Below are 12,659 nucleotides of genomic sequence, written 5' to 3' on the forward strand. Positions count from 1 at the left end.
CCGCGTCGCGGACAGTGCAGGCTTCTTCAAACGAGGATTGACTCTGATGGCCACTTATACGGCAACCGTCGCCTGGAGCGGTAACGGGAGCAAGTTCACGGACAATCGTTACAGTCGAGCCCACCAATGGAGTTTCGACGGCGGGACGGTCGTGCCCGCATCGAGTTCACCGCATGTCGTGCGCGTGCCATTCTCGGATCCAGTGGCGGTCGACCCGGAGGAGGGTTACATCGCCGCGCTTTCCAGTTGTCACATGCTGTGGTTTCTGTCGATCGCGGCGCAGGAGGGGTATGTGATCGAGGCGTATCGCGACGAGGCCGAAGGCACGATGGCGAAGAATGACGCGGGCAAGGAAGTGATGACCCGCGTGGTGCTCAAGCCGGCCGTCTCGTTCGGCGGTGACAAGGTGCCATCGGATGAGGCGCTGCGTCATCTGCACCATGAGGCGCACGAGGCGTGTTATCTGGCCAATTCGGTGAAGACGGTGATCGAAGTAGAGGGCAGCTGGACGCATCCGGCGATGCGTTGAATGGCCAAAATCAGGCTGCCGTGCGGCTGTGCGTTCTGATCAGCGCGTTCCGCTCGAGCAGGTCCAGGAGCATCATCACGCGATAGCGCTGTGTGGTCACCAGGTCGTGAGTTTCCACCAGCGCCCGGATGCGCTTTTCCCAGTACTTATGGTCGAACCCGTATAAGGCGTCGTCCGTGTCTTCACGGATGACGTACTGGACCATGCACTCGAAATGGTCGAGCTGGTCGTCGGCGAGGCGAGCTGGTAGCAGCCCCGCGACCTTGGTCGCCGGTTGTTTATTGGTGACGCTCATGTCTGTCTCTGATCTTCCGTCGCAGATCTGCCACTAAGGCGATGCCGCGGGCCCGCGATGACCCACCGCACAACATCGCGAGGGTGCACGATGGTATGGCGTGTGGGTCGGGCGCAGACCTGGAGCCCCCGCATCCAGTGCAAAAGCGTTTTGAGCCTTCACGGCTAAGACAATATCGCGGTTTTTTTTGATACGCTTTACCATGCGTCTCAATTCCAGACACTAACGGCCGCGTACCCCGCGCCTGCCGTGACCGCACTGCATTTCATCGCTCCTCGAATGGCACAAATGACGCAGCGCCCAATGCCGAACGAATCAGCCCGCGACGCAGCAGCAGGTTCCGGTATCGCGACGACCCGTTTCAGCACGCACTCGCTCGCCGCCAGCGAGCAACTGCTGGCCTGGCGCTCGCGCGTGGGGCATGTGGTCGACGTACCGCCTTCAAAGAGGCAACTGGCACAAGGGTTCGCCGGCCACATCGACCTTTATGCGGTCGGCGGGATGATTTTCACGGACTGCAGCACGGACGCGCTGATGCTCGAGCGCTCGGTGGCGCGTGTTTCCACCGATTCGCGCCGGGATTTCGTCTTTCACGTGTTCCTCGATGGAGAGATCGGCAACGTCACCGGCATGCATCGCAAGCGCAGTGCCGCCGAGCCGGTGAAAGGCATCGTCGCGTTCGACTTGAACCAGCCGTTCAGGAACGAACGGCCGGCCTGTCGCCTTCTGAGTCTGTTTGTACCGAGGGATATCGTGGAGGCAGGTCTGCCGGACGCCGGGTCGATCCATGGCCGGATCGTCCAGCAAGGCTCGCCGCTTGGCCACCTGATTCTGGATCACGCGGCGGCAATCAGCAGGGAAATGCCGAAGCTCGACCGTCACGGCGCCACAGACGCGCTGACGGCTGGCGCCCAACTGCTCATCGCCGCGTTCCGTAAGGAGTCGCGCGTGACGGGCGCCGGCCGCGCTTCGTTGCAGGCCGCCGTGATGGGGCAGGTGCGGCGTTATGTCGAAGCCAATCTGCATCAGGGTAATCTCACGCCCGCAAGCGTCGTCGACGAACTGCAACTGAAGCGCGCGACCATCTATCGCTGGTTCGAGCATGAGGGCGGGCTTGGTACGTATATCCGCAATCGCCGGTTACGCGAGGCTGCCGAAGAACTGGTCCGTTTCCCGCACCTGCAGGTGATGGAAATCGCCTACGGGCTTGGCTTCAAGAGCGCATCGGATTTCACGCGGGCGTTTCGTCGCGCCTTCGATATCAGCCCCCAGGACATGCGCGCCCGTGCCGTCGAACTGCTAAACGGCGGCACGTAAGGATGGTATGTGACGGGTGTGTGCCGGCGTAGTCAACCGGCTACGTGACCACCGTACGGGACACGTTCAGCGGAACGATGTTCGGGAAAGCGGTTCAGTGCGACGAGCGTGACGCCGGTCGCCGCCATCAGATACCACGCGGGGACCATCGGGTTGCCGGTCAGGCTGATGAGCCAGGCGACGAAGAACGGCGAGAATCCACCGAAGATGACCGCGCCCAGGCTGTAGATCACGGCCAGCGCCGCGGCTCGCCGATGCCGCGGAAAAGCCTCGAGCATCAGCATCGAACCCGCGCCGGCGTTGTTCACCGCAAGCGCCACGAATGCGGTGATGATGACGAGCGCGACGACGTCGCTGACCCCGTGCGTTAGCGCCCAGAACGCAGGCCATGCTGCGACCAGCGACGCCGTCATGGTCAGATACTGAAGCGTCTTGCGGCTGGCGAGGCGGTCGGCGATACGGCCAGCCAGCGGCGTGACCACAAGGATCGCGAGTCCGGACAGGCAGGCTGTCAGCAGGCTGATCGCGGCTGGCCGATGCAGTGTCCGAACGAGGTAGGCCGGCATATGGAACACGGTGATATAGATGCTCACCGAAGGCGCGGCCATGCAAAGAATGCCGTAGATGAGCGGGCGAGCGTGCTCCGCGAACATGCGTCCGGGCATGAACCGGACAGTCTTTTCACTGGCGGCCATGGGCATGCGGCGGCGCAGATACCAGCCGACCGGGCCGATCAGGCCGCCCAGCATGAAAGGAATGCGCCATCCCCATTCCTGCATCGCCGCGGGCGAAACTAGCGCAGTGGTGCCCGCTCCGACCAGCGCCGCTGCAAATGCAGCCGCGCCCTGGCTCGCGCCGCGCCAGCTCACCATGAAACAACGTCGCTCATACGGCACTGACTCCATCAGCGATGCCGACGCCGGCCCGATCTCCCCGCCTGCCGCGAGCCCCTGCATCAGCCGCGCGACGACGATAAGCACCGTCGCCAGCGGACCAATCGATGCATAGGTCGGCAGGCACGCGATCATCCAGGTGCCGATGGTCATCAGGGTGAGCGAAAGGGTCATGCCGGCCTTGCGGCCGTGGCCGTCCGCGATGTGGCCGATCATGATCGCGCCAAGCGGGCGCATCACGAAGCCTGCGCCGAAGGTGGCGAGCGACAGCAGAAGGGACGCCGCCGGGTTGGCGGATGGAAAGAACAGATTCCCGATCAGGACCGCCGAGAAGCTGTAGACCGTGAAGTCGTAAGCGACGAAGCCGTTACCGATCACGATCGCCACGATGGTTCGTGTGAGATCGGCACGGGTCGGGCTTGTTATTGTCATCGGCATGGTGCACGGGCGCGGTCGACATCCTGCGTCGTGGATGCCATGAGAGGGTTTCGGAACGAAAATTGATGTCTCTGCGTTAACGGCCAGTTAATTCAAATCTTTAGGCGGGTAGCGGCGAGCGCCCGCTTCCGAAAATCTCGAACGGATATTTTCGGACTCGTCTGCGTCATTCGGCGGCGACTGACGACTGGCCGCTTCCGGAGCGGCGAATGACCAGGAACGGAATCGTCATCGACGATTCCGTGCTTCGTCCTGCTGCAAGGTCGCCTGGCAAACGTGATTGCCAGTCATCGGCGCGTCGACGACAGGGCTAGCGCTGCCTGTGCGCGCTGCAGCCATTCCCGGTTGTGTTCCCTGGCGTGGCGCGGCCAGTATTTGGCGTCATGCGCGATTTCCGCGTACAGGCTGGTGGCCCGGCGGTGGTCCGCCTCATCCGTTTGCCCGGCCAGCCAGTCGGCGAACAGGCAGCGGGGTGCTGCGTCGCTGGCGCAGGTCAGCGCCTGCTCGAAGGCCGCGCGTGTGCCGGGCGCTCCCAATGCGGACAGGGTGCGCGCATGGAGCAAGGCAGGTTCCGATTGACGACGTGCCTGCGGATTGACCGCGAACAGGCTCGACAAGGTCGCGTCGGCTGCCGCATGGTTACCGACTGAAAACTGCGCCTGCGCGAGGCCTAGCAATAGCGTTGGGTCGTTGGCAAAGGGGCCGTTCGCGGCGGCCTGATAGTGCTCGAGCGCTTCCCCGGCGTTGCCGGCCGCCAACAATGCAGCACCTAGCCGCATGCGATGCTGGACGGTGGGCGCACGGTCGAATTCGGCGCGCGCCTCGCGCACGGCACGATTGGGGTCGACGAACTGCGCGATGGCCCGCGTGGCGACGCGGGCGCTGCGCGAGTGGCGCAGGCTCGGCAGGTAGATGGCGAATAAATACACCACGCTGCCCAGCATCGGGAACGCAAACAGGATGAAAAGCCAGTACATGCCCTGGCCGCTGCGTACCGCATGCACGGCAAAGTAAATCGCGATAATGACGTGAAGACCGATTCCGAAATATGGCATACGTATTCGACGTTGAGCCCAGGCTGGCAACAGCTTCGAATCGCTGTGCTGATTTTCATGGGCGTGGTTAGGACGGGCGCGCGGCCTGAACGTGTAACTCACGTAGGCTGGACACGATCGAAATGTCGATCGTCGAGCGGCCGGTGAATGTTTGTCAGCTTGACCTTTTGCACCGCCCTGCGCTCGCCGTATTCGTGATCGTAGCCGATCCGCACGCCTGTTGCATGAGGGCCGGCGTCATTGCGTGGATCCCGAGTGCGCTCCGACGTTGTCGTCGATATATGCTAACCGCATGACCTACGGCAACCGGCCACGTTAAACGTTCGCCGCAAGGGGATGTGCGTCCCTGGTATTCCGACGCCCACCGATAGCCTTTCTTTGGGCCGCGCGTTCGCCCTCTGTCCGGCAGTTCCTGGAGAAGGCATAGTGATTGATCTGCCGGGCCAGTTGGCTGTCCGCATTTGCTGATATCGCCCGCCGGCGTCGACTCCAGAAGGAAGTCCGATGAGGAACGCTATCAATTTTGTCCCTTCGACGGCAACGTTCGCTGCAGTTGTGCTCATCGCGGTGGGCTTGGGTAATCATCCGGGGAGTGCAGCCGCCGCACCGGAGCCTTTCGCGTGGCCCGCATCGCTTGTGCCGATGGGCCAAGGGTATCCCAAGGCCGGAGACGCGTGTCGCCGGCTCGGCGAGTCACCTGCGACTTCCAACTATCTCGATCACATGGCGATGCTGGTCGGTTGTCCGGGTAGTGGTGATAGTGCCAGTGTGCGTGCGATTCTCCGTAACCAGCGCGGACGCGTGGTTGGTGAAGTGGATGGCGTTACGCTGATTTCGATCCCAAAGAGCAAGGGTGGGACGACGGGCGATGTGCCGGGCCACCAAAGCGGCGGTGCGAAGGCGAAGGACGCCACGAGATAGTGGACGCAATTCTCTCTGGCGGCTGACGCAAGCTGATTATTATCGATTCAGACGTTGTGCTTGCTGCTCCTGTTCGTCTCCGGGTAAATGAGATGGTTGATGGCTCATCAAGGGATTGAGCCGCTCCGATCCCGTTAGTGCCGGATCGGGGCGCGGACTGCCGGGACCGCGAGCTCGGGCGTGATGGCCTCGAGGCCGTCGGCGACGCATTCGAGAAACGCGGCAGGTTCGGAAGGCTCATACGGTTATAACTATCGAATGTGCTTCATCGGCGAGTTGTGCTGCGCGATCGACTTCCGCTATGTGCGTTTTCGGCCGGTTGGTGTGGAGAGGTGCATGATCCCGAATCTCGCCTGAAGGAGGCCTGGCGGGCGTGTGCGTATGCATGCGACATCTGGAATGTGTTACTATGAAATTAATAGTTATGTTGGGAGATTCACTGTGGCACGTCGAGCGGAGACAGCAGATACGGTATGTCCGGTGGCGCGGTCGCTGGAAATCGTGGGTGATCGCTGGACCATCCTGATTCTCAGAGAGATGTACATGGGCGCATCGCGCTACGAAGAAATACAGATTCAGACCGAGGCGACGCCACAGATGTTGGCGACGCGTCTGAAGTCTCTTGAGGCCGATGGGATGATCGAGCGTCATCCATATAGCGAAAAGCCGCTGCGCCACGAATATCGGCTGACCGAGAAGGGAAGGTCGTTTTATCCGGTCATCCACGCGCTACGTGCATGGGGCGAAACCTGGTGTAAGGACAAGAGCGAAGAGATTGCGGTGCATTTCGTGCATCGTGAATGCGGTCACGATGTGGGTCTGGGTACGGTATGCCCCGAGTGCGGTATCCCGGTCGAACGAAAAGATCTGGATGCCTCACTGGGCAGTCAGTTTGCGAAGGAGCGCGCAGAGCGGCGCGCTGCTTTCAAAAGGAAATAGCGCGCTTTGGGAACAGACGGGCCCTGTCGACTCCGGTCCCAGGCTTCGCGGGTAAGCGTCCGCTAGTTCTGCTGCTAAAGAGCGAAACGGTGGCACTAGTACAACATCCCGCAAATACGTTTAATAATTATCGGGCTGCAAATAAGGCTGCAGGAGCGTGACGACCACGTCGGCCATTTCGTCGAGCGAACCCGTGCCCGGCAGCGGTTCCCAACGCCCACTATGGCTGCGAAAGGCGGCGCCATATCGATTGCGGCCGAGCTCGGTGAGGCGCGCCACGACGGTTGGCTCCTCATCGTCCAGACGTTTGATCAGCAAGTGGCGCCCGTAGGCTTGCGTGACAATCTGCTCATGGCCGAGCAGGCTGCGCAGTTGACGCTGCAGTTCAGCAGCGTGGTGTTTGGCGGGTACAGCTGGCATCTGCGTTCCTCGATTACGATGCACCGCTTTGCAGCGGATAGCCCCGGAAACTCCATTTGAAGGGGCGTGCGGCCTGATTGTGCTCGCCGACGAACTGCCCGGTGCGCTCGCGCAGGTGCGCGGTGCTGGTGTGGCTGGCATGGCGCAGCACCCGGCGCGTATAACGGGCAAACCAGAGTTCGATCTGATTGACCCAGCTTGCGTGCAACGGCGTGAAGTGGAAATGAAACTGCTTGCCATGCCGCACATTGAACGCCTGCCAGACGGCCTGGGCGCGATGCGAGTTCAGATTGTCCCAAACCACGTGCACCTGTTTGTCCGGGTACGCGGCTGCCACGCGTTCCATGAAGGCTACCAGATCGTCCTGGGTGCGCCGCTCGCGGCACTCTGCCAACACCTTTCCGGTATGCACATCGAGCGCAGCAATCAACGCCTGGGTGCCGTGACGGATATATTCGAATTCACGGCGACGCAGCCGTCCTGGCGCGGGTGCCCGTCCCGGGTGCTTGCGCTCAATGGCCTGAATGCCGGTCTTCTCGTCGATGCTGAGCACTACCGCGTTTCGCGGCGCCTTGCGGTACAGCTTGCAAATCACGTTGACCTTCTCGCGAAAGGCCGGGTCCGGACTGTGCAGCCATTGCCGGACCCGGTGCGGGCGTACGTCGCCGGCCTGCAGAATGCGCTGCACGTGACTGCGGCTGATCTGCCCGACGACGCCACGCTCCACGGCACGCGCCGCAATCTCGTCGAGTGTCGGCGTGACCCGTCCCTCAGGTTCCTGTGCTTCACACGCCAGCGCAATCAACTGCAGTCGCGCTTCGTGCGTGATGCGTGGCGGACGGCCACTGCGCTCGCCCTCGCGAATACCCAGGACACCTTGCCGGGCAATGCGCTTGCGCCACAGGCAGACCGTTTGCACCGAGACACCCAGTTCCCGCGCAATCACCGTATTGGAGTGACCCTCGTGGGCCCACAACGCGATACGCGCCCGCATCACATCTCGCTGCGTAGCCGTTTTCCGCTCAATCAGCGATAGCAGTTCCTGTCGTTCTTTATTCGCCAGCTTCACTGGCGTTGCATGGCGGCCTCGACTCATCCAGACATGATATCCGAGGCAGTTAATTATTCAACCTATTTACGGGATGTTGTACTAGTGGCAAGATCGTCCCGCTTCGTGTTGCGCTGCCTGCGCGGCCGCAGCCGCGCTGGCACCTGCACCCGCATCGCTACGAACCTCGGCATAACGATCGTGATGACGCAGCCAGTCCATCATGTTGTGCTCTTCGTCGCGTCCCTTCGGCGTGAGGTCGAGCAGGTTGTAGGCGCCGATGAGCGGCTCGGCGCCGCGTCCATATGCGGAGAACGTATGGAACACATCGCCGGCCTCGTCCTTATAGAACACGCTGACACCCGGCAGTTCGTCGCTATCGAAGCCCTGCGCCGTGACTTCGGTCATGTCGAAGTTGTAGTACACCTTGCCTTTGGCCCGCTGTTCGGGCGTGAACGACACGTGATAGTCGTAGTTGAAGTCGCTGCCATGCGACGACACCCAGCGAAAATGCCAGCCCATGCGTTTCCTGAACGCTTCGATTTTCGCAAGTGGTGCGCGCGATACAGCGACATAGGCGACATCGCGCTGCTCGACATGCAGCAGTGCACCGTCGATATGATCGGACAAGAACGAGCAGCCCGGGCACCCCTCGTCCCAGTCCGGCCCTAGCATGAAGTGATAGACGATCAGCTGGCTGCGGACGTTGAACAGTTCAGCCAGCGTCTTGCGGCCATGCGGCGTATCGAAGCTATAGGTCTTGTCGACCTTTGCCCACGGTAACGCGCGGCGCTTCGCCGCAAGCGCGTCGCGTGCGTGCGTCAAAGCCTTTTCCTCGGCCAGATGCGCCTTGTGCGCAGCGAGCCATTCTTCCCTTGAAACGATTCGATGCTGTTCCATTTGTACGTCCTCCTGCAGTGATCAGGCGAAGGTGCGATCCAGCGCGGGCTCCTGAAACTTAACCATATGGTTTAGTGTAGGATCTCGCTGCGTGATGTCAAGCAGGTCGCCGACATTTTTTCATTGTCGTGCCGGCGGGTAGTTTCCCGGTCGCTGTGGATTGCGGCAGTGTGCGATGCATCATGGCCGCATATCCAAATACCGGTACACGCTTCCATATCGCCGGCCCCCGTGTGGCGGCAGGCAGCGATGGCAAACTGTTTCGCGCATCGAGCCAGCGCAATGGATATGCGGGTTTCCGGATACCCATGGCGCGGGCAGAGATCGCATACTATTCAACAGGTCGGGCTTTGTGTCCGACGCCACGGCTGGATCTCGCGCCGTCGCCTGGAACAGGAGGTACAGGAAGACGAGGGAACGACTTCTGCGACATAGCCCCTTTATCCAAACTTTGCATTTGCACCTGAATCAGAACAGGCAGTCATTCCTGGTGGAGGCCTTGATGCGAATCTTGATTCTCGGAGCGGGCGTGGTCGGTGTCACGAGCGCATGGTATCTGGCGCGCGCTGGTCATGAGGTGACGGTGCTTGATCGCCAACCCGGCGCGGCACTTGAGACCAGCTTCGGCAACGCCGGCCAGATTTCACCGGGCTATGCATCGCCGTGGGCCGGGCCGGGCGTACCGGCCAAGGCCATCAAATGGCTGCTGCAGAAGCATCCGCCGCTGTCACTCCTGCCGGACGGCACCTTGTTTCAGGTGCAATGGCTGACGCAGATGCTGGCCAACTGTACTAAAGCACGTTATGCCGTCAACAAGGCGCGCATGGTGCGCCTGGCCGAATATAGCCGCGATTGCTTCATGGCTCTGCGCGAGACCACAGGTATTACCTACGAAGCTCGCCAGCAGGGGACGCTGCAGGTCTTCCGCACGCAAAAACAGATGGATGGTAGCGCCAAGGACATTGCCGTCCTGCAGGAAATGGGCGTGTCTTTTGAGTTGCTGTCGCGCGACCAGCTTGCGCGTGCCGAACCGGCGCTGGAAGGTTCGAAGCACAAACTGGTAGGGGGCCTGCGTTTGCCGGGCGATGAAACCGGGGACTGCCATGTCTTCACGACCACACTCGCTGAGATGGCGCAGGCGCAGGGCGTGCAATTTCTGTTCAATCGCCGCATCGATGGCCTTGTGGTCGAAGGCGGCGCGCTCCAGGGCGTGCGTTGCGATAACGAAACCATCACAGCAGACGCTTGCGTCGTGGCGCTAGGCAGCTATTCCACCGCACTGCTGCGCGGCCTCGTGAGCATTCCGGTCTATCCGGTGAAGGGCTATTCGATCACCGTGCCGATTACCGATGCTGCGCATGCGCCGGTCTCGACCATCCTCGATGAAACCTACAAAGTCGCGGTTACCCGTTTCGAGGATCGAATTCGCGTGGGTGGCATGGCGAATCTGGTGGGCTTCGACAAGGAACTGCACGGCACCCGGCGCGAGACGCTGGAATATGTCGTCACCGACCTGTTCCCGCATGCAGGCGACGTGACGCGGGCGAGTTTCTGGACGGGCCTGCGGCCTATGACCCCGGACGGGACGCCGATTGTCGGGCCGACCGCGATCAAGGGCTTGTGGCTCAATACCGGCCACGGCACGCTCGGCTGGACCATGTCCTGCGGTTCCGGACGACTACTGGCGGACTTGATGTCGGGTAAAACGCCGGCAATTGTCGCTGACGATCTGGGAGTTAGTCGATACCAAAACTAGCCGGACATTGAACGGTACGTGCAATCGTCGAAACCGGATCTGCAAGATGCCGACGCGCTGTTTTGCTTGCGCGTTGGCTGTGCCGCCACATGCGCAAAGCCTGGCAACTCGAAACGGCGGCCAAGGACGGGAGAGAACCGCTTCGATTTCCGGGATGGACCAGGTAAAAGGAAAGGGCAATTGCCATAAAGAAAACCACCCTTTCCGACATCGATCGAGACTACCTTGCCTGCCTGAATGAGCAGGACGGGCCGAAGATCGGACAGTTCGTTCGTGATGTCGTGTGCTACCTGCGATCACGTACTCGCCTATGAAGCCCGCCGGGCGTACGTCGCTTAGGGATCGTTCGGAGTCCATCAAGTCAGGCCCTTGTGGCAAACACCACGCTTCGTTCTCCGCAATGAGGGCTCAGGCGTCCGCCGCATCTGATGGTATGACGGGCTTTTGAGCAAACGGGTCCGAATCCTGACTCAGTTGCTCAATAGAAAACACCCAGCCTTGAAGCGGCGCGAGATTTTCCGCAGACGATGCCGAGGTGATGGCTGGCGTTCTCAAGTTCGTCGCGCCAGGGTGCGCAGACTTTGAGCTGTTGGACGATCGGAGACAACGGCCCAAAAAAGCGTTGGCTACAGCCAGACATCGCGGCTCCTGAGTCTGGTTATAAAACCTGTCGGGACCGAGACCGATCTTCTTTACTTTCAGGTGGTTACGATCGTTCTAAGGGTGTGCGGATCAGGATTGGCATATCCCGTGCAACGCCCAAAAGTGCCCCGCAATCGATCTGATTCAGGCGCATTCGTATGTTCACCAGGCTTATTGGAGTCGTCATGAAAGCAAGATTTATCGCAGCCTTGTTAGTCGCAAGCTTCGCATCGCTGGCTGTTCCTTCCTACGCGGGCGGTTACGGCACAGCATCCGTCGGTTGCGGCGACCCCGGTGCGCCAGCATCGCAACGCGGTCAAGCCGTTCATACAAAGGCCGCGGAAAACGGCAACGGTAGTGTGGTTGACAAAAAGCACAGTGGCGTCGGTGGTAACGGATCGGGCAAGTCGGAGTCTGGCCGACGTTCCGCACCTGATAGCATCGACCCGATGTATCGCGGTGGTTGATGAACCCGGTTGCGGAGCGCCCGTGAGTCAACATTTCGTTGTGGACGTCGTGATCGCACAGAGTGGAACGGCGCGTCGTGTTTCCACAGACGGGCATGGGCGGCACTGACAAGGGTGCATTTTGTCGATCACTTCAGCGCGCAGGAAATCCGTTGATCCTGTTGAACGTATCGGACGCCGGGAGTCTTGCGCGCTGTCGAGGAATGCTTCAGCGTCGGCTACACCGTCATGCAATTCCATGAACGCAAAGTGAGATAATTTCTTGAAATTTGATTGATCTTATTTACTGATCATCCAATCCTTTTCCATTGAGGATTTGCTGAATACATTTTCCAACTCTTGAATCCCGGGTTTTGGACTGTTTGGGTGCGGAAAAATAAAGAATGTAAGCTCTTTGTCGTCCATGGGTCAGCGTATCAAAAGCAGTTTTCAAAGCAGGGATTTCATCCAGTTTATTTTGAAATTCTTCCGGAATTATGAATTCCGTAGTCTTTTTAAAAGCCACTTTCAAGCCGGATTTTTCCACTTCGATGGCTTCATGAATATACGATTTCAAGACGGCTTCCATCTCAGCTATTTCTCGAGTATTGGTGAACCGTATCTGGCGCGTCGCCTGCGTATTCTCCGTTTGCGTGATTAAAATGTCCTCTGAATCCTTTAACAAGGCACCTTTGAAAAACAGAAGCGCACAGTATTCTTTAAATCCATGAATTAGAACTATGTTTCTTCTCTGAAATGTGTAGCAAGGAACGCCCCATTTCAATTCTTCGCCCAGCTGGCAATCCAGAATGATCATTCTCAATTTCTCAAACTCTTTCTGCCATTTTTTGGCTTTGCTTAGATATGCATCAACATCAGGATTCATTTTTAGATCTCCCTGACTAAAGTCATACTAAATATACAGCGCCAGTGCGGCATAACAGCGGACAGTGTCCGGCAAAGCCGGACACTGTAGTCAGACACGGCGTCCGTCAGTTGATGATCGGGATAGCGATCATTGGCTACAGCAACGGCATTCGCCTCGAGCGCCGACTTTGTG

General features: G+C 59.8%; 13 protein-coding genes. 6 read left to right on the forward strand and 7 right to left on the reverse strand.

The window, feature by feature from the left end; genetic code table 11:
- The first annotated feature begins 46 nt into the window (after positions 1-46).
- Positions 47-529 (forward strand): OsmC family protein, encoded by a 483-nt coding sequence (locus B0G77_RS35230; RefSeq protein ID WP_133666384.1) that lies wholly within the window; start codon positions 47-49, stop codon positions 527-529.
- Positions 530-539: 10 nt separating this feature from the next.
- Here the strand turns inward: B0G77_RS35230 and B0G77_RS35235 are convergent, their stop codons facing one another.
- A complete protein-coding gene (locus tag B0G77_RS35235; protein WP_133666385.1) occupies positions 540-824 on the reverse strand; it encodes a hypothetical protein in 285 nt (94 codons plus the stop codon).
- A 303-nt stretch (positions 825-1,127) separates the two neighbouring features.
- On the opposite strand from B0G77_RS35235, the gene B0G77_RS35240 reads away from it, so the two are divergent.
- The gene (locus tag B0G77_RS35240) at positions 1,128-2,141 is read left to right on the forward strand and encodes a helix-turn-helix domain-containing protein (RefSeq protein ID WP_243751343.1); all 1,014 of its coding nucleotides are present in this window, start codon (positions 1,128-1,130) and stop codon (positions 2,139-2,141) included.
- A gap of 32 nt (positions 2,142-2,173) precedes the next feature.
- Here B0G77_RS35240 and B0G77_RS35245 read toward each other — a convergent pair whose 3' ends face one another.
- Both B0G77_RS35245 and B0G77_RS35250 read right to left on the reverse strand, forming a co-directional pair.
- Positions 2,174-3,466: an MFS transporter gene (locus B0G77_RS35245; RefSeq protein WP_133666387.1), complete on the reverse strand. Its 1,293-nt coding sequence runs from the start codon at positions 3,464-3,466 to the stop codon at positions 2,174-2,176.
- A gap of 293 nt (positions 3,467-3,759) precedes the next feature.
- Positions 3,760-4,527 carry a tetratricopeptide repeat protein gene (locus B0G77_RS35250; protein ID WP_133666388.1) on the reverse strand — a complete coding sequence of 256 codons (768 nt, stop codon included), beginning with the start codon at positions 4,525-4,527 and terminating at the stop codon, positions 3,760-3,762.
- A 504-nt stretch (positions 4,528-5,031) separates the two neighbouring features.
- Here B0G77_RS35250 and B0G77_RS35255 point away from each other — a divergent pair.
- Both B0G77_RS35255 and B0G77_RS35260 read left to right on the forward strand, forming a co-directional pair.
- The gene (locus B0G77_RS35255) at positions 5,032-5,448 is read left to right on the forward strand and encodes a hypothetical protein (protein ID WP_208116541.1); all 417 of its coding nucleotides are present in this window, start codon (positions 5,032-5,034) and stop codon (positions 5,446-5,448) included.
- Between the two features lie 480 nt (positions 5,449-5,928).
- The gene (locus B0G77_RS35260; protein WP_243751344.1) at positions 5,929-6,387 is read left to right on the forward strand and encodes a helix-turn-helix domain-containing protein; all 459 of its coding nucleotides are present in this window, start codon (positions 5,929-5,931) and stop codon (positions 6,385-6,387) included.
- Between the two features lie 120 nt (positions 6,388-6,507).
- Here the strand turns inward: B0G77_RS35260 and B0G77_RS35265 are convergent, their stop codons facing one another.
- The 3 genes from B0G77_RS35265 to B0G77_RS35275 are packed head-to-tail and all read right to left on the reverse strand — an operon-like array spanning position 6,508 to position 8,755.
- Positions 6,508-6,807 carry a hypothetical protein gene (locus B0G77_RS35265; RefSeq protein WP_133664562.1) on the reverse strand — a complete coding sequence of 100 codons (300 nt, stop codon included), beginning with the start codon at positions 6,805-6,807 and terminating at the stop codon, positions 6,508-6,510.
- A gap of 13 nt (positions 6,808-6,820) precedes the next feature.
- Positions 6,821-7,903 carry an IS630 family transposase gene (locus tag B0G77_RS35270; protein WP_133666034.1) on the reverse strand — a complete coding sequence of 361 codons (1,083 nt, stop codon included), beginning with the start codon at positions 7,901-7,903 and terminating at the stop codon, positions 6,821-6,823.
- 54 nt (positions 7,904-7,957) lie between these two features.
- Complete coding sequence (locus B0G77_RS35275; protein ID WP_133666389.1) at positions 7,958-8,755, reverse strand: thioredoxin family protein; 798 nt, start codon at positions 8,753-8,755, stop codon at positions 7,958-7,960.
- 502 nt (positions 8,756-9,257) lie between these two features.
- Between B0G77_RS35275 and B0G77_RS35280 the strand changes: the two genes are divergently transcribed.
- On the forward strand, positions 9,258-10,511 hold the full coding sequence (locus B0G77_RS35280) for a D-amino acid dehydrogenase (RefSeq protein WP_133667012.1): 1,254 nt from the start codon (positions 9,258-9,260) through the stop codon (positions 10,509-10,511).
- An 800-nt stretch (positions 10,512-11,311) separates the two neighbouring features.
- Positions 11,312-11,620 carry a hypothetical protein gene (locus B0G77_RS35290; RefSeq protein ID WP_243751345.1) on the forward strand — a complete coding sequence of 103 codons (309 nt, stop codon included), beginning with the start codon at positions 11,312-11,314 and terminating at the stop codon, positions 11,618-11,620.
- Between the two features lie 283 nt (positions 11,621-11,903).
- Here the strand turns inward: B0G77_RS35290 and B0G77_RS35295 are convergent, their stop codons facing one another.
- Complete coding sequence (locus B0G77_RS35295; RefSeq protein ID WP_133666390.1) at positions 11,904-12,485, reverse strand: YdeI family protein; 582 nt, start codon at positions 12,483-12,485, stop codon at positions 11,904-11,906.
- Positions 12,486-12,659: the final 174 nt, after the last annotated feature.

The organism is Paraburkholderia sp. BL10I2N1, assembly GCF_004361815.1.
Classification (GTDB): domain Bacteria; phylum Pseudomonadota; class Gammaproteobacteria; order Burkholderiales; family Burkholderiaceae; genus Paraburkholderia.